At 72.9% G+C, this 15,873-nt stretch carries 15 protein-coding genes; 8 read left to right on the top strand and 7 right to left on the bottom strand.

The annotated features are described in order from the left end of the window. Window positions 1–199 precede the first annotated feature (199 nt). Window positions 200–1,387: a lipid-transfer protein gene (locus tag AB0I16_RS29705; protein ID WP_363252703.1), complete on the bottom strand. Its 1,188-nt coding sequence runs from the start codon at window positions 1,385–1,387 to the stop codon at window positions 200–202. Window positions 1,388–1,664: 277 nt separating this feature from the next. On the opposite strand from AB0I16_RS29705, the gene AB0I16_RS29700 reads away from it, so the two are divergent. From AB0I16_RS29700 to AB0I16_RS29680, 5 genes are all read left to right on the top strand, one after another. Further along, window positions 1,665–3,407, top strand: a complete 1,743-nt coding sequence (locus AB0I16_RS29700) for an MFS transporter (RefSeq protein ID WP_363252702.1) — start codon at window positions 1,665–1,667, stop codon at window positions 3,405–3,407. Between the two features lie 94 nt (window positions 3,408–3,501). Beyond that, entirely contained in the window at window positions 3,502–4,191 is a 690-nt protein-coding gene (locus AB0I16_RS29695; protein WP_363252701.1) for a class I SAM-dependent methyltransferase, read from the top strand. Between the two features lie 10 nt (window positions 4,192–4,201). Beyond that, window positions 4,202–5,227: an N-acetylmuramoyl-L-alanine amidase gene (locus AB0I16_RS29690; protein WP_363252700.1), complete on the top strand. Its 1,026-nt coding sequence runs from the start codon at window positions 4,202–4,204 to the stop codon at window positions 5,225–5,227. A gap of 182 nt (window positions 5,228–5,409) precedes the next feature. Beyond that, the gene (locus AB0I16_RS29685; RefSeq protein ID WP_363252699.1) at window positions 5,410–6,279 is read left to right on the top strand and encodes a hypothetical protein; all 870 of its coding nucleotides are present in this window, start codon (window positions 5,410–5,412) and stop codon (window positions 6,277–6,279) included. 117 nt (window positions 6,280–6,396) lie between these two features. After that, the gene (locus AB0I16_RS29680; protein ID WP_363252698.1) at window positions 6,397–7,407 is read left to right on the top strand and encodes an LLM class F420-dependent oxidoreductase; all 1,011 of its coding nucleotides are present in this window, start codon (window positions 6,397–6,399) and stop codon (window positions 7,405–7,407) included. Between the two features lie 10 nt (window positions 7,408–7,417). On the opposite strand, the gene AB0I16_RS29675 is transcribed toward AB0I16_RS29680, so the two are convergent. Next, on the bottom strand, window positions 7,418–7,969 hold the full coding sequence (locus tag AB0I16_RS29675) for a hypothetical protein (RefSeq protein ID WP_363252697.1): 552 nt from the start codon (window positions 7,967–7,969) through the stop codon (window positions 7,418–7,420). Between the two features lie 135 nt (window positions 7,970–8,104). Between AB0I16_RS29675 and AB0I16_RS29670 the strand changes: the two genes are divergently transcribed. Further along, window positions 8,105–8,398, top strand: a complete 294-nt coding sequence (locus AB0I16_RS29670) for a hypothetical protein (RefSeq protein WP_363252696.1) — start codon at window positions 8,105–8,107, stop codon at window positions 8,396–8,398. A 27-nt stretch (window positions 8,399–8,425) separates the two neighbouring features. Here AB0I16_RS29670 and AB0I16_RS29665 read toward each other — a convergent pair whose 3' ends face one another. The 3 genes from AB0I16_RS29665 to AB0I16_RS29655 are packed head-to-tail and all read right to left on the bottom strand — an operon-like array spanning window position 8,426 to window position 11,645. Then, window positions 8,426–9,508 (bottom strand): prenyltransferase/squalene oxidase repeat-containing protein, encoded by a 1,083-nt coding sequence (locus tag AB0I16_RS29665; protein WP_363252695.1) that lies wholly within the window; start codon window positions 9,506–9,508, stop codon window positions 8,426–8,428. Then, entirely contained in the window at window positions 9,505–10,281 is a 777-nt protein-coding gene (locus AB0I16_RS29660; protein ID WP_363252694.1) for a class I SAM-dependent methyltransferase, read from the bottom strand. The genes AB0I16_RS29665 and AB0I16_RS29660 overlap by 4 nt, the downstream gene beginning before the upstream one ends. Next, a complete protein-coding gene (locus AB0I16_RS29655) occupies window positions 10,281–11,645 on the bottom strand; it encodes a glycosyltransferase family 4 protein (RefSeq protein WP_363252693.1) in 1,365 nt (454 codons plus the stop codon). The genes AB0I16_RS29660 and AB0I16_RS29655 overlap by 1 nt, the downstream gene beginning before the upstream one ends. A gap of 229 nt (window positions 11,646–11,874) precedes the next feature. Here AB0I16_RS29655 and AB0I16_RS29650 point away from each other — a divergent pair, with 229 nt between their 5' ends. After that, window positions 11,875–12,495: a TetR family transcriptional regulator gene (locus AB0I16_RS29650; protein WP_363252692.1), complete on the top strand. Its 621-nt coding sequence runs from the start codon at window positions 11,875–11,877 to the stop codon at window positions 12,493–12,495. A gap of 61 nt (window positions 12,496–12,556) precedes the next feature. Here the strand turns inward: AB0I16_RS29650 and AB0I16_RS29645 are convergent, their stop codons facing one another. Continuing rightward, a complete protein-coding gene (locus tag AB0I16_RS29645; RefSeq protein ID WP_363252690.1) occupies window positions 12,557–12,790 on the bottom strand; it encodes a ferredoxin in 234 nt (77 codons plus the stop codon). After that, complete coding sequence (locus tag AB0I16_RS29640; protein WP_363252689.1) at window positions 12,790–14,280, bottom strand: aldehyde dehydrogenase; 1,491 nt, start codon at window positions 14,278–14,280, stop codon at window positions 12,790–12,792. Before AB0I16_RS29640 ends, AB0I16_RS29645 begins: the two co-directional genes overlap by 1 nt. Window positions 14,281–14,519: 239 nt before the next feature. Between AB0I16_RS29640 and AB0I16_RS29635 the strand changes: the two genes are divergently transcribed. Next, window positions 14,520–15,587: an MBL fold metallo-hydrolase gene (locus AB0I16_RS29635; protein ID WP_363252687.1), complete on the top strand. Its 1,068-nt coding sequence runs from the start codon at window positions 14,520–14,522 to the stop codon at window positions 15,585–15,587. Window positions 15,588–15,873 lie beyond the last annotated feature (286 nt).

Genomic DNA, 15,873 nt, shown 5'->3' with positions numbered 1-15,873 from the left:
CGCCCGGAGGGCGGGTCCGGCGGCGTCTGGTGCGTGCGATCGCAAGGCGGAGGGTCGCCCCGATACTGGTGGTATCGGGGTGATCCCGACAACGCCGCGAGTGTGCGTGCCAGGCGTCGCCGGACAGGCGGGACTTTCGCAACACGCCCCAGGTCCCATGAGCCGTCCGCCGCCGCACGGGTACCGGCTTCCGCCGCCGTCACCGCCGCAGCAGCGTCACCACCGCCGCCCCGCCGAGCCCGATGTTGTGGGCGAGGCCGACCCGGGCGTCCGGCACCTGCCGGGCGCCCGCCTCGCCGCGGAGCTGCCCGACCAGTTCGGCGACCTGCGCGAGGCCCGTGGCGCCGAGCGGGTGGCCCTTGGAGATGAGGCCGCCCGAGGGGTTCACGACCCAGCGTCCGCCGTACGTCGTCGCGCCGCCCTCGACGAGCTTCCCCGACTCCCCGGCCGCGCACATGCCGAGCGCCTCGTAGGTGAGGAGCTCGTTGACGGAGAAGCAGTCGTGCAGCTCGATGACGTCCACGTCCTCGATGCCGAGCCCGGAGCTCTCGTACACCCGGCGGGCCGCCTCCCGTGACATCGGCTGTCCGACGACGTCGATGCACGATCCCGAGGCGAAGGACTCCGCGGTGTCGGTGGTCATGGCCTGCGCGGCGATCTCCACGGCCCGGCCGGCGAGGCCGTGCCGCCGGACGAACCGCTCGGAGACGACGACGGCCGCGGCCGAACCGTCCGACGTCGGCGAGCACTGGAGCTTGGTGAGCGGCCGGTGCACGGTCCGCGCGGCCAGGACCTCGTCGACGGTGTACTCGTCCCGGAACTGCGCGTACGGGTTGGCCGCCGAGTGCCGGTGGTTCTTGGCGCCGACGGCCGCGAGCTGCGCCTCGGTCGTGCCGTACCGCTCCATGTGCTCGCGGGCCGCGTTCCCGAAGATCTGCGCGGTCGGCGGGGTCGCCCCGAAGCCGTGCCGGGCGGCCATGACGCCGTAGTGGCGGGCCACGGGGGAGGCGGCGAGGTCTCCCCCGCCGCTGCCGCCGCCCAGGGCGCCGCGCGTCATCTTCTCGAAGCCGAGCGCGAGCACGCAGTCGTTGAGGCCGCCCTCGACGAACTGCCGCGCCAGCATCAGCGCGGTCGCCCCGGTCGCGCAGTTGTTGTCGACGTTGTAGACGGGGACGCCGGTCAGGCCCAGTTCGTAGACGGCGCGCTGCCCGGCCGTCGACGGCTGGAGGCAGTGGCCGACGGGAACCTGCTCGACCTGGTCGTACGAGATACCGGCGTCCGCGAGGGCCGCGGTGCCCGCCTCCTTCGCCATGTCCCAGTACTGCCGGTCGTGCGTCTCGGGCTTCTCGAACTTCGTCATGCCGACTCCGACGACGTAGCTCTTCATGAGGCACGTACTCCTTCGGTCGCGGGGGACGTCGAGGAACCGCCCCGCCTCGCCGGTGACAGCTGCCGGGGCGGGCGCCAGAGTAGAACACGTTTCAATCTGACGGAAGGTCAGGTGCGGGAGGGGCGGGGGCGGGCGCGGTGATGCCCCGGTCAACAAAGGGTCAAGAGTTCGCCTCGTACGACGCCTGTCGGAATAGTCGCCCGAGGTGACAAGTTCGAGCTACACGTAACTACCGCCCCCCGCTCCACCTCGCGCCCTTCGGAGGCCCCACGCAATGTCGATGACGACGGCCCAACCACGCGGCACCCGCGGAGTCGTCCCCGTACTCGCCTTCTCCGGCATCGTCGTCGCGGTGATGCAGACCCTGCTCGTGCCGGTCATCAAGGACCTGCCGGCCCTGCTGGACACCGCGCCGTCGAACGCCACCTGGGTCATGACCTCGACCTTGCTCGCGGGCGCCGTCGCCACGCCGATCATGGGCCGTCTCGGCGATCTCTTCGGCAAGCGGAAGATGCTGCTCTCCAGCCTCGCCGTGATGGTCGTCGGCTCGCTGGTCTGCGGTTTCACCGACGACCTGCTGATCATGATCGTGGGCCGCGCCCTCCAGGGCTTCGCCATGGGCGCCATTCCGCTCGGCATCGGCCTGATGCGGGACGAGCTGCCCCGCGAGAAGCTCGGCTCGGCGATGGCCCTGATGAGCTCCTCCATCGGCGTCGGCGGCGGTCTCGCGCTGCCGCTCGCCGCGCTCACCGCGCAGCACGCCGACTGGCACGCCCTGTTCTTCGGCTCCGCGGGCCTCGGCGTCCTCTCGATGCTGCTGACCGTGGCCTTCGTCCCGGAGAGCCCCATGCGCGCGGAGGGCACCTTCGACGTGCTCGGCGCGCTCGGCCTCTCCGCGGGGCTCGTGCTGTTCCTGCTGCCGATCACCAAGGGCAGTGACTGGGGCTGGTCGTCGGGGACCACGCTGGGCCTCTTCACCGCCGCCGCCGTCGTGCTCGTCCTGTGGGGCGTGATGGAGCTGCGCGTGAAGGCGCCGCTGGTGGACCTGCGCACCACGGCCCGCCGCGCGGTGCTCTTCACCAACCTCGCCTCGATCATGGTCGGCGTCGCCTTCTACGCCGTCTCGCTCGTCCTGCCCCAGCTCCTCCAGCTCCCCACGGCGACCGGCTACGGCCTCGGCCAGTCGATGGTCGTCGCGGGCCTGTGCGTGATGCCGCTCGGCCTGACGATGATGTTCACGGCCCCCGTCTACGCCCGCCTGTCCGCGAAGTACGGCCCGAAGACCACCCTGATCCTCGGCATGCTGATCATCGCGGTCGGCTACGGCGCCGGTCTCGGCCTGATGAGCGCCGCCTGGCAGACCATCGTCATCGCCGTCGTCCTCGGCGCGGGCATCGGCCTCGCCTACTCCTCGCTGCCCGCGCTCATCATCGGCTCGGTCGACGCCTCCGAGACGGGCGCGGCCAACGGCCTGAACACCCTGATGCGCTCGATCGGCACCTCCGTCTCCAGCGCCGTGATCGGCATGGTCCTCGCCAACACCGCCGACCACGTCGGCGGCGTCGCCGTGCCGACCATGCACGGCTTCCGGGTCTCGTTCCTCATCGCCACCGGCGCGGTCGTCATCGGCCTGGCCTTCGCCCTGCTGCTGCCCTCCGCGCGCCGCCCCGCCACGACGCAGCTGCGGGCGAGCAGCGAGGAGGACGCCAACCTGGAGCGCGCGACCAGGGCCCTGGCCGGCTTCCACGGCCGGGTGCACGGCGCGGACGGCGCGCCGCTGGCCCGCGCCAAGGTCACGCTGATCGACCGCCGCGGCAAGCAGGCGGGCGCCGCCCTCACCGACACCGACGGCCGCTACGCCCTCGACGTGCCCGGCGACGGCTCCTACGTCCTCGCCGCCACCGCTTCGGGACACGCGCCGCACGCCTCGGCCGCCGCACACCCGGGCGGCGAACGCCCCGTACGGGTCGACCTGGCCCTCGCGGGCTCGTCCGACGACAGCGACGTACCGGCCTGACCGCCGCGCCTTCCGCGCACCCCCGTCACCCCGGTGGCGGGGGCGCCGTGCATCATGGGGCGCCCGACACCCCGTACGACCTGGAGGAAGCCCCATGGCCGACGTGCCTGACCCGGCCGGGACGGCCGCCGTGCCCGAGCCGGAGATCCTCGCCGCCTTCGAGGCCGCCAAGGGCTTCATGCCCCGCACCGAGGGGCTCGCGCTGTACGCGGCGGCGACGGAGGCCGCCGCGCTCGGCCTGCCGCTCCTGGAAGTCGGCACCTACTGCGGACGCTCCACGATCCTGCTCGCCGACGCCGCCCGCCGGGCGGGGACGACCGCGATCACCGTGGACCACCACCGCGGCAGTGAGGAGCAGCAGCCGGGCTGGGAGTACCACGACCCCGAGACGGTGGACCCCGAGGTCGGCCTGATGGACACGCTGCCCACGTTCCGCCGGACCCTGCGCGGGGCGGGCCTGGAGGATCACGTGATCGCCGTGGTGGGCCGCTCGCCGCAGGTGGCGAAGGTCTGGGGCGGCGCGCTCGGCCTGGTCTTCATCGACGGGGGCCACACCGACGAGCACGCCACGGCCGACTACGAGGGCTGGGCGCCGCACGTGGCCGAGGGCGGACTGCTCGTCATCCACGACGTCTTCCCCGACCCGGTCGACATCATGACCGGGCAGGCTCCCTACCGCGTGTATCTCAGGGCCCTGGAGTCCGGGGCGTTCACCGAGGTCGCGGGGGTCGACTCGCTGCGCGTGCTGCGGCGAACGGGAGCGGGGACCCGACCGCGCGGATAGGCTCGCCCTCGTGTCGTACGTAGGTCCGGAATTCGATCCCACCCCGCCCCCCAAGCGCGGCGTCGGCCGCCCGCTCACCGTGGCGGTGGCCGCCCTTGTGCCCACCTGCCTGGCCGGGTGGCTCGTCTACCAGGCGACGAGCGGCCCCGGTGGCGATGACCCGGCGCGGTCGCTGCCCGCGTCACCGAGCGCGTCCACCGGGCAGAGCGCCCCCTCCGAGCCCGGCTCGGCCAAGCCCTCGGCGTCCGGCAAGGACGGCAAGGACGGCAGAGATGACAAGGGCGACGAGAAGGACGGGGAGGGCAGGGGCGACGGCGACGATTCGACCACGGAGCCGCCCGCGCGCCGCCCCGCCGCGAACGGCCCCCTCAAGGGCAAGACGGTCGTCATCGACCCCGGCCACAACCCCGGCAACTTCCGTCACACGACGGAGATCAACCGCAAGGTGGACATCGGGACGAACAGCAAGGAGTGCGACACCACCGGCACGTCGACCAACGACGGTTACACGGAGGCCGAGTTCACCCTGGACCTCGCCCACCGGCTGCGGGCCCTGCTCGAAAAGCAGGGCGCCACGGTGAAGTTGACGCAGGACGGCGACCGGCCCTGGGGGCCCTGCGTCGACGAGCGCGCCAGGATCGGCAACAAGGCCGGGGCCGACGCCGTGGTCTCCCTGCACGCCGACGGCTCGGGAGCGGGCAACCGCGGCTACCACGTGATCATGCCGGGCAAGGTGAGGTCGGGTGCGGCCGACACCTCCGCGATCGTGATCCCCTCCAAGGAGTTGGGCGAGCGCATCGCCGGAAAGTTCGTCGAGGTGACGGGCAGCGCCCCCTCCAACTACATCGGCGACGGCACGGGACTCGACACCCGCACGGACCTCGGCGGCCTCAACCTCTCCACCGTCCCCAAGGTCTTCGTCGAGTGCGGCAACATGCGGGACGCGAAGGACTCGGCGCTCCTCAAGAGCGGCGCATGGCGGCAGAAGGCGGCGCGGGGCATCTCCGAGGGGATCGAGGGATTCCTGCGGGGGTGATGCGTGAACGTCTTCCTTCTGTAATGTGGACGTCTTTATCCCGAGCAGACACCCCACACGTCCGGACGATATTGTCCCTCCTACGATGAGGGGCCACCCCCGCGCTTCGCGCCCCGCGACACGACCGCGAACACGGCGACAGCGACGCCTCCACTGACGAGACGACTGACGAAGGACCTGAAGTGAATTTCCGCTCCCTCACTCGAGGCGACGGCGTGGTGATCGGAGCAGCGGTGTTGCTCTTCATCGCGTCGTTCCTCGACACCCTTGACGTCGACGGCGTCGACAGCGACAAGCTGCCGAACGCCTGGGAAAACGGCAACCTCCTGCTCAGCGTGTACCTGCTCGGCATCATCGCCGCCGTGCTCGTCGTCGTGGGCCGCGCGCTGCCGCAGCAGCGCAAGGTCGCGGGCCTGGACCTCGGTCAGGTCGGTGTCGCCTTCGCCATCGCCTCCGCCTGGAGCGCGCTCGGCGCGATCTTCGACGCCGACCAGTCGTTCGGCTTCGTGTTCAACAGCGAGTTCGGCGGCGGTTCGGACAAGATCGACGCCGGCGTCGGCCTCATCCTCGGCCTGATCGGCGCGCTGGTCCTGGCCGCCGGCGCGATCGCCGGTCTGGTCGTCCCCGCCCTCAAGGCCCCCCTCATGGGCGCCCCCCGTCCGGCCGCCCCCGGCCCCTACGGCGGTCAGCCGCAGGGTGGCTACGGCTACCCGGGCGCCGGCGCGGGCCAGCCGCAGCCGGGCTCGCCCTACGGCGCCCAGCCGGGCCAGCCGCAGGGCGGCCAGTCCTTCGGCGGGCAGCCGCAGCCGCAGGCCGGGCAGACCCCGCCGCCCGCGCAGGCACAGCCCGCGGGGGACTTCTCGCCGTTCTGGTTCGCCGTGCCGGTGCCGCGTCCGCTGTACGCGGAGGACGGCTCGCCCACGCCGATCGCCGAACTGGCCCCCGGCACCTGGTACCTCGCCGTCGAGCAGCGCGGCCCCGGCCTGGTGGCCCAGACGCAGGACGGCCGCCGCGGCGTCCTCCAGGACACCACGGGCATCCAGCGCGGCTGATCCGCGCCCGGCGGTCCCGCGGCCCCTCGCCCTTCCGGGCGGGGGGCCGTTGTCGTACAGTCGGCCCGGCCAGTGGCTGACGCCCCGTCAGGCACGCTCCGGCGACCGGGAGGGCGTATGCGGCTCGGGCTCGCACTCGGCTACTGGGGGCGCGGCCCCGACCCCGGCCACCTCGCCCTCGCCCAGGAGGCCGAGCGGCTCGGCTACGACTCGGTGTGGACCGCCGAGGCCTGGGGCTCGGACGCCTTCACACCGCTGACCTGGATCGCCGCCCACACCTCACGCATCAGGCTCGGCACCGCCGTCGCGCAGATGGCGGCCCGCTCCCCCACCGCCACCGCCATGCACGCGCTCACCCTCGACCACCTCTCCGGCGGGCGGATGATGCTCGGCCTCGGCCTCTCGGGGCCGCAGGTCGTGGAGGGCTGGTACGGGCGGCCCTTCCCGACGTCGCCGCTCACCGCGACCCGGGAGTACGTCGAGGTCATACGGCAGGTCCTGCGCCGCGAGGGCCCGGTGGAGGTGCGGGGCCGCTTCCATCCGCATCCCTACGCGGGTGACGACGGCACCGGTCTCGGCAAGCCGCTCAAGCCGATCACCCATCCGCTCCGGGCCGGCCTGCCGGTCCTGCTCGGCGCGGAGGGGCCGAGGAACGTCGAGCAGACGACGCGGATCGCGGACGGCTGGCTGCCGCTGTACTGGTCGCCGCTGCGCACGGACGTGTACGGGGCCTCCCTCGCCGGGCTGCGGGAGGGTTTCACCGTCGCCCCGATGGCCCGCGCGAGGATCTGCGACGACGTCGCCGAAGGGCTGCTCCCCGTCAAGGCGATGCTGGGCTTCTACATCGGCGGCATGGGGCACGCCGCCCGCAACTTCCACGCCGATCTCATGGCGCGCATGGGGTACGAGGAAGAGGCGCGGCGCGTCCAGGAGCTGTTCCTGGCGGGCCGCAGGGAGGAGGCCGTCCTCGCCGTGCCGGACGCCTTCGCCGACGATGTCTCCCTGGTCGGTCCGCGCGCGCGGGTCGCCGAGCGCCTCGCCGCGTGGCGCGAGGGGCCGGTCACCGACCTGCTGGTCCTCGCCCCCGACCCGCACACCCTGCGCGTCCTCGCCGAGCTGAACTCCTGAGAGCGCCCGGTCAGCCGTTGCCGAGTTCGCCGGCGGACGGCACCTTGTCCTTGACCTCGGCCCCGGCGTCCTTGCCCGCGCCCTTCACGGAGTTGATGATGCCGTCGAAGTCCTTCACGATCGAGTCCGTCGAGTCCCCCTTGCGGAGCTTGGACGGCAGGTCCTTCAGCTTCTCGATGCCCTCGGACAGCGGCGCCACGGCCTTGGAGAGGGCCGGGTCGCCCTTGGCGTTCTTCGTCGCGGCCTTCAGCCTGTTGTACGTGAACGCGCCCGCGAGGCCCGCCTTGATGAGGGCGAACTTGCGGCCGTCGGCGCCCTTCTTGAACTTGCCCGCGCGCCACGGCTTCACGATCCACTGGTAGGTGGCCCCGGCGGCGAGCCCCGCGTTGGCGACGAAGCGGGTCTTGGCGAACTTCTGCTTCTCGGCGCTGCTGCTCTCGGACGGCGCCGACGCCTTCGTCTCCTTGGCGTCGTCGTTGCCGCAGGCCGTCGCTCCGACGAGCAGACTGCAGCACAGGGTGAGTGAGACTCCGGCATTGCGGACGGGTACGGAGCTGAGCACGGCAGCGGCCTCCAGAGGTGAGCGGTCCTCCGGGCAGCGTCACCCCGGCCCCCGGGCCCCGCCACCCGGGCGGGCCCGTACGGGTTCTCGGAGGGCGCGCTGTTTCAACGCGCGCATCGCAGGTAAACGGTTGCCATGTCCCCAGTGCGACGCTCAAGTGGAAGCACCGCAGCGAACATCGTCATGGTCATCGCGGACGTCATGGCCCTCATCCTCGGGCTGTGGATCCTGATGTACCTCCTGGACGCCAATCGCGCGAACGAGCTCGTCCAGTTCATCCACGACGTGGCCCGATTCCTCGCCGGCTGGTCCCACGACCTGTTCACCTTCGACGAGACCTGGGCCAGGGTCGTCGCGGGCTACGGCCTCGCGGCGGTCGTGTACCTGCTCATCGGCCACGCGCTCGCGGGCCGTCTGCGCCGCTACTGACCCACCGGCGCCACGGACCCGCCGAGGCTACGGAGTGCTCCGGCAGCACTCCGGGGCCAGGCCGTTCGGCAGCCGCTCCCCGGAGAAGACGGCGCAGGTCGCCTCGTCACCGCCGAGCGCTGCCACCGCGAGGAGCAGCGAGCCCGCCGTCCAGGTGGTCAGCTCCTCGGGCCAGCGGGCCCGGTCCTCGAAGACGTAGCCCGTCCAGTACAGGCCGCTCTCCGGATCGCGCAGGTGCTGGATGGACTGGAGGATCTCCAGGGCGCGGTCGGACTCCCCGAGCACCCACAGGGCGAGGGCGAGTTCGGCGCTCTCGCCCCCGGTGACCCAGGGGTTGGGCACGACGCAGCGCACCCCGAGGCCCGGCACGACGAAGCGGTCCCAGCCCTCCTCGATCCGCTCCTTGGCCTCCGGTCCCGTCAGCGCGCCGCCGAGGACCGGGTAGTACCAGTCCATGGAGTAGCGGGCCTTGTCGAGGAAGCGCTCGGGGTGGCGGCGGATCGCGTGGGCGAGGGCGCCGGTGGCCAGCTCCCAGTCGGGCTGCGGCTCCTCGCGCTGCTCGGCGATGGCGAGGGCGCAGCGCAGCGCCTGGTGGATCGAGGACGAGCCGGTGAGCAGCGCGTCGGTGACGGGCGTGCCGTCCGCCTCCCGCTTCCAGCCGATCTGCCCGCCGGGCTGCTGGAGGGCGAGGACGAACTCGACGGCGGCGACGACGACGGGCCACATGCGGTCGACGAAGGCGTCGTCGCCGGTGGCGAGGTAGTGGTGCCAGACGCCGACCGCGATGTAGGCGCAGAAGTTGGTCTCACGGCCGTGGTCGGTGACGTCGTGCGGGTCCCCGTCGGCGTACGCGGCGTACCAGGAGCCGTCGGCGTTCTGGTGCCTGGCGAGCCAGTCGTAGGCGCGCTCGGCCGCCGCGTGTTCGCCTGCCGCGTCGAGCGCCATGGCGGCCTCGGTGTGGTCCCAGGGGTCGAGGTGGTGGCCGCGGAACCAGGGGATGGCGCCGTCCTCGCGCTGGACGGCGAGGATGCCGCGTACCGTCGCCGTGGCCTGTTCGGCCGTCAGGACGCCGGGCAGGACGAGGTGTTCGGTCCGCTCCGGGCTCGTCACTTGGTGTCCGCCGCGGCGTCGTCGGCGGCGTCGGCCGAGAGGCCGGCCGCGGCCTTCGGCAGGTGCGGCTTGGTCGCGTACGCCACGAAGCTCTTGCCGACGACGGGGTTGAGGAGCTGCTCGGCCACACGGGTCGCCAGCGGCTTCTTCATGATGTCCCAGACGAGCAGCTTGTGGTAGGCGCGCACGGGCAGCGCCTTGTCGTTGTCGACGCCGAACGCGCACTTCAGCCACCAGTAGGGCGAGTGCAGCGCGTGCGCGTGGTGCGTGCCGTACGGCTTGAGGCCCGCCTCGCGCATCCTGCCGAGGAGTTCGTCCGCCTTGTAGATGCGGATGTGGCCGCCCTCGACCTCGTGGTAGGCGTCACTGAGCGCCCAGCAGACCTTCTCGGGGCCGTAGCGCGGGACGGTGACGGCGATGCGGCCGCCGGGCTTGAGGACCCGGACCATCTCGGCGAGTACGCCCTTGTCGTCGGGGATGTGCTCCATGACCTCGGAGATGATCACGACGTCGAAGGACGCGTCGGGGAAGGGCAGGTTGAGCGCGTCGCCCTCCATCGCGGTGGCCGTGGCTCCCGCCGGGGCCTCGCCCGCCTCCTTCATCGCGGCGAACCACTTGGCGACCTCGCGGATCTCCTCGCCGTTCTGGTCGAGGGCCACCACCCGCGCCCCGCGCCGGTAGCACTCGAAGGCGTGCCGGCCCGCGCCGCAGCCCAGGTCGAGGACGCGGTCGCCCGCGGCGAGCGGGAAGCGGGTGAAGTCGACGGTCAGCATCAGCGATGGCTCCCGGAGTACGTCGCGGTGGCCGCGGGGCGGCCGGGGTTCGTGGCGGCGGATCGGCTCATGGCCTCGCGGTAGCGCTCCGCCGTGCCCTTGGCTGCCTGCGCCCAGGTGAACTTGCGCAGGACCCTCTGGCGGCCCGCCGCGCCGAGGCGGGCCCGCAGCTCCGCGTCGCCGAGCAGCCGGTCGAGTCCGGCGGCGAGCGCGCCCGCGTCGCCGGGCGGCACCGCGAGGCAGGTCTCGCCGTCGTCCCCCGCGACCTCGGGGATCGCGCCGCCGGTGGTGGCGAGGAGCGGAGTGCCGGTCGCCATGGCCTCCGCCGCGGGGAGCGAGAACCCCTCGTACAGCGAGGGCACGCAGGCGACCTGCGCGGAGCGGACGAGGTCGACGAGTTCGGCGTCGGTGATGCCCTTGACGAACTCGACGCAGCCTTCGAGGCCGTAGCGCTCGATGGCCTGGGCGACGGGGCCGTCCTCGGCGCGCTTGCCGACGACGACGAGGTGGGCGCCGGGGTGCTCGGTGCGCGTCTTGGCGAGCGCTTCGACGAGGTGGACGAGGCCCTTGAGCGGGACGTCGGCGCTGGAGGTCGTCACGATGCGGCCGGGCACCTCGGGCACGGCCGGGTCGGGCGAGAAGAGACCGGTGTCGGCGCCGATGTGGACGACGTCGATGCGGTCCTCACGGACGCCGAGGTGGTCGATGATCTCCTGCCGCGAGGTGCCCGAGACGGTGAGGACGGAGGGCAGCCGGCGCGCCACGCGCTTCTGCATGCGCGTGAAGGCGTACCAGCGGCGGACGGAGAGGCGGCGCTTGAGGTCGGGCGCGGCGTCCAGTTCGAGCTGCCGGTCGACGGTGATGGGGTGGTGGATCGTGGTGACGAGCGGCGCGCCCAGGTCGCCGAGGAGGCCGTAGCCGAGGGTCTGGTTGTCGTGCACCACGTCGAAGTCGCCGCGCCGGGCCCGCAGATGGCGCCTGGCGCGCAGGCTGAAGGTGACGGGCTCGGGGAAGCCGCCGGTCCACATGGTCGCCACTTCGAGGGCGTCGATCCAGTCGCGGTACTCGTCGCGCTTCGGGGTGCGGAAGGGGTCGGGCGAGCGGTAGAGGTCCAGGCTCGGCAGTTCGGTGAGCCTCGGGTTCTCCCGGCCCGCGCCCTCGTCCAGGACGGGGTAGGGCTGGGCGCCGATGACCTCGACGCTGTGGCCGAGCCGTGCCAGCTCACGTGAGAGGTGGCGTACGTAGACGCCCTGGCCGCCGCAGAACGGGTTCCCCTTGTACGTCAGGAGGGCGATGCGCAGCGGTCGGTCGCCGTCAACGCCGGAGCCCTTGCGGGGGCCCGCTTCCATGGCCTCAGCGGTCACTCTCGGCCCCCTTCTCCGTGCAGTTGTCCGCGAGATTACGCCGGGACTGTAATCTAGAACAAGTTACAGACTTGATCGTCGGGTGATCGACGGAAGATCGCTGATCGAACTTCGAATCTACCGGCAGGTAGCCGGGGGTGCAGGGCCCGGATCAGGTGATTCGCGCCACGACCGGCTCCCTGCCATGCTGTGCGATCTCGCGAGGCGATTTCCGGAGGGGGGCATCCATATGACAGCGGAAGCCAGAGTGGCGGACCCCGCGACGCCGCCCCTGACCGAGCGCCAGGAGGCGCGCCGCCGCCGCATCCTGCACGCGAGCGCGCAACTGGCCGGCCGGGGCGGCTTCGACGCCGTGCAGATGCGGGAGGTCGCCGAGGCGGCGGGCGTCGCCCTCGGCACGCTGTACCGCTACTTCCCCTCCAAGGTCCATCTGCTGGTCGCCACCATGCAGGACCAGCTCCAGCGCATGCACGGCACGCTCAGGAAGCGCCCGCCCGCCGGGGAGACGCCCGCGGAGCGCGTCGCGGAGACGCTGATGCGGGCCTTCCGCGCGCTCCAGCGCGAGCCGCACCTGGCGGACGCGATGGTGCGGGCCCTCACCTTCGCCGACCGGTCGGTCAGCCCGGAGGTCGACACCGTCTCCCGGCTCACCACGGCGATCATCCTGGACGCGATGGCCCTGCCGGAGCCGCCGAGCGCGCGCCAGCTCTCCGCCGTGCGGGTGATCGAGCACACCTGGCACTCGGCACTGATCACCTGGCTCTCGGGGCGGGCCTCGATCGCCCAGGTCAAGATCGACATCGAGACGGTCTGCCGGCTCATCGACCTGACGGCCGAGCCCAGGCCGTAAGGGCCCGTCTCACGGCCCCGGCCGGGGCGGCGGCGCGGGCGCTCAGTCCTCCGGCGGGCGCTCAGTCCTCCGGCGGGAACACGGTCTCGCCGCTCTGGGCGAGCGTGATCGTGATCGCCTCCACGGGGCAGCTCTCCGCCGCCTCCAGGATCTTCTCGTCGGCGTCGGACTCGGGCGCCGCGGCGTGCGACTGCCGGGCGGTGTCGAGGACGAAGCCGCCGGGCGCGGTGAGGACGCACATGCCCGAGCCGACGCAGAGGGAGCGGTCGACCTCGACGTGCCAGCGGTCGCCCATCAGGCACCCGCCCCCGGGCCCGCCGCGTCGGCCGCCGGTGTGTACGCCGGGGGGAGGTGGATCATCTTGTGCTCGAAGTACTCGCCGTACCCCTCGGGCCCGAACTCCCGCCCCAGGCCGGAGTCCTTGTAGCCGCCGAAGGGACCGAGCATGTCGAGGCTGAAGGTGTTCACGGAGTACGTGCCGGTGCGCACCCGGCGGGCGACGTCGATGCCGCGCTCGACGTCCGCCGTCCAGACGCTGCCGCTGAGCCCGTAGTCGGAGTCGTCGGCGATCCGCACGGCCTCGTCCTCGTCGCCGTACGGCAGCAGGCAGATGACGGGCCCGAAGATCTCCTCGCGGGCGACGCGCATCGAGTTGTCGACGCCGCCGAGAAGGGTCGGCTCGACGTACCAGCCCCGGTCGAGCCCCGCGGGACGGCCGCCGCCCGCGAGGACCTTCGCGCCCTCCTCCTGGCCGATGCGGATGTAGTCGAGGGAGCGCCGCTGCTGGCGCTCGGCGACCAGCGGGCCGAGTTCGGTCGCGGGGTCCATGGGGTCGCCGACGGTGAGTCCGGAGGCGGCGGCGGCGAAGGCCTCGGCGAACTCGTCGTAGCGGGTGCGGGGCACCAGGATGCGGGTCTGGGCCACGCACGCCTGGCCGTTGATCATCCAGGCGAAGGGGGTGATGCCCGCGACGGCGCTCGCCGCGTCGGCGTCGGGCAGCACGATCGCGGCGGACTTGCCGCCGAGTTCCAGGGTGACGCGCGTGAGGTTGCGGGCGGCGACCTCCATGACGCGCTTGCCGGCCGCGACGGAGCCGGTGAAGGACACCTTGTCGACGCCGGGGTGCCCGACGAGGTACTCGCTGACCTCGCGGTCGGCGCAGACGACCGAGAGCACGCCGGCGGGCAGGCCCGCCTCCGCGGCGATCTCCGCGAGGACGTACGCGTCGAGGGGCGCTTCCGGCGACGTCTTGAGGATCACCGGGCAGCCGGCGAGCAGCGCGGGCGCGAGCTTGGCGGCGGCGGTGAACTGCGGGACGTTCCACGGCACGACGGCCGCGACGACGCCCACGGGCTCGCGGCGGACGAGGAGCCTGCCGAGCACCCCGTCGCGCGGCTCCTCGTAGGGGAAGTCGCGGGCGACGGTGAGCGCCGCGTCCCAGACCATCATGGCGGCGAGGGCCTGCACCATCACGCTTGAGGTGTACGGGGTGCCGTTCTCGGAGCTGATGATGCGGGCGATCTCCTCGTGCCGCACCGCGAAGCCGTCCTTGATCCTGGTGACGACCTCGATCCGCTCGTCCACGGTCATGCGCGGCCAGGGCCCTTCGTCGAACGCCTTGCGCGCGGTGGCGACGGCGCGGTCCACGTCGGCGGGGGCCGCGTGCGGGACGCGGGCGAAGACCTGGCCGGTGTGCGGCGAGACGACGTCGATGACGCCCTTGCCGAGCGGGTCGACCAGCTCCCCGCCGATGACCAGCTGTCCGTGTTCCACGAGCTCCGTCATGGCTGACTGCCTCCTGCGGGGCGGCTGCGGGGTGGCTGCGCGTCGGTACCTGACTGCCTATCAGAACTGATACCAGTTCTACTTGCAGGAGTCCACGGGGAGCGCGCGGCCACCGACGGCCCCCAACGCCCGTGCCGGTCGGCCGACTTGGGCAACGACTGAAACCGGTTCTCGTTATAGTGGCGGTGGCCGCATCGCGGACCGCGAGCGGCACGGAGCGAGCAGAGACGAGGGCGCCCATGACGCGGGTGAGCGGCGCACGGCCGAGCGGTCCGCCCGTGACCGGGCACGGCGGAGGCGTCTGGAGCATCAAGGTCCCGATCCCCGACAACCCCCTCGGCTTCACCCTCGTCCACCTCCTGGACACCGACGGCGGCCCCGTCCTGATCGACACCGGCTGGGACGACCCCGCGTCCTGGTCCACCCTCACCGCGGGGCTCGGCGCGTGCGGCGCCGCCGTCGAGGACGTGACCGGGGTCGTCATCACCCACCACCACCCCGACCACCACGGCCTCTCCGCGCGGGTCCGCGAGGTCTCCGGGGCCTGGATCGCCCTGCACGAGGCGGACGCGGCCGTGGTGCGCCGCACCCGCTCCACCCCCGCCGAGCACTGGTACGGCTACATGGCCGCGAAGCTCACCGCCGCCGGCGCCCCCGCCGAGCACGTCGCCCCACTGCTCCGCGCCGCCGCCGACGGCCGCCCCCGCCGGCTGCCCGGCCTCCGCCCCGCGCTCCCCGACCGGACCATCACCCCCGGCGAGCTCCTGGACCTGCCGGGAAGGAGGCTGCGCGCGATCTGGACCCCGGGACACACCCCCGGCCACGTCTGCCTCCACCTGGAGGAGGACCACCCGGCGGGGCTCCCCGGCAACGGCCGCCTCTTCTCCGGCGACCACCTGCTGCCCGGCATCACCCCGCACATCGGCCTCTACGAGGACCCGGACGACGACACCGTCACCGACCCCCTCTCCGACTACCTGGACTCCCTGGAGCGGGTCGCCCGCCTCGGCCCCGCCGAGGTGCTCCCCGCCCACCAGCACGCCTTCACCGGCGCCCCGGCCCGCGTCCGCGAACTCCTCGCCCACCACGAGGACCGCCTGGCCGGGCTGCTGGCCCTGCTCCGCGAGCCGCTCACTCCCTGGCGGCTCGCGGAGCGCATGGAGTGGAACCGGCCGTGGGCGGAGATCCCCGCCGGCAGCCGCGGCATCGCGGTCTCGGAGGCGGAGGCGCACGTGCGGCGCCTGGTCGGGCTCGGGCGCGTGGAGGCGGTGGCGGGGAGCGATCCGGTCACCTACGTGGCGGTGTGACCGGAAGGGGCACGGCCCCGGCCGGTAGAGTGGGCGGGTCGTCCTCACGTCCGCGCGAGGGGAAGCCGGTGCGAATCCGGCGCTGAGCCCGTGTCGTGACCCCGGTGGCTCTGCCCCTCTGCCCCGCAGCCGTCAGCCACGGGGTCCGTGGTGAGCCGGAATGCCCGGCGCGGAGCGTGACCGGCTCGCTTCACCGGACCCCGGTGAGCGGCACCGTCGAGGTATACGGAGCCGGAGCCGCCCGGAGGCCGTGCTCGCACGGCGCCGCGCCGCCCCGCTCCCCGCA

It is taken from the genome of Streptomyces sp. NPDC050703, assembly GCF_040654435.1.
Taxonomy (GTDB): domain Bacteria; phylum Actinomycetota; class Actinomycetes; order Streptomycetales; family Streptomycetaceae; genus Streptomyces.
Note: the sequence above shows the minus strand (reverse complement) of the source record. Positions and strands in the feature narration are given on the sequence as shown.

What these genes read in the sequence shown, in the direction of transcription:
- AB0I16_RS29705 (WP_363252703.1), bottom strand. Translation starts at nt 1,387, where the DNA reads ATGAAGAGCTACGTCGTCGGAGTCGGCATGACGAAGTTCGAGAAGCCC.
- AB0I16_RS29700 (WP_363252702.1), top strand. Translation starts at nt 1,665, where the DNA reads ATGTCGATGACGACGGCCCAACCACGCGGCACCCGCGGAGTCGTCCCC.
- AB0I16_RS29695 (WP_363252701.1), top strand. Translation starts at nt 3,502, where the DNA reads ATGGCCGACGTGCCTGACCCGGCCGGGACGGCCGCCGTGCCCGAGCCG.
- AB0I16_RS29680 (WP_363252698.1), top strand. Translation starts at nt 6,397, where the DNA reads ATGCGGCTCGGGCTCGCACTCGGCTACTGGGGGCGCGGCCCCGACCCC.
- AB0I16_RS29670 (WP_363252696.1), top strand. Translation starts at nt 8,105, where the DNA reads ATGTCCCCAGTGCGACGCTCAAGTGGAAGCACCGCAGCGAACATCGTC.
- AB0I16_RS29660 (WP_363252694.1), bottom strand. Translation starts at nt 10,281, where the DNA reads ATGCTGACCGTCGACTTCACCCGCTTCCCGCTCGCCGCGGGCGACCGC.
- AB0I16_RS29650 (WP_363252692.1), top strand. Translation starts at nt 11,875, where the DNA reads ATGACAGCGGAAGCCAGAGTGGCGGACCCCGCGACGCCGCCCCTGACC.
- AB0I16_RS29645 (WP_363252690.1), bottom strand. Translation starts at nt 12,790, where the DNA reads ATGGGCGACCGCTGGCACGTCGAGGTCGACCGCTCCCTCTGCGTCGGC.
- AB0I16_RS29640 (WP_363252689.1), bottom strand. Translation starts at nt 14,280, where the DNA reads ATGACGGAGCTCGTGGAACACGGACAGCTGGTCATCGGCGGGGAGCTG.
- AB0I16_RS29635 (WP_363252687.1), top strand. Translation starts at nt 14,520, where the DNA reads ATGACGCGGGTGAGCGGCGCACGGCCGAGCGGTCCGCCCGTGACCGGG.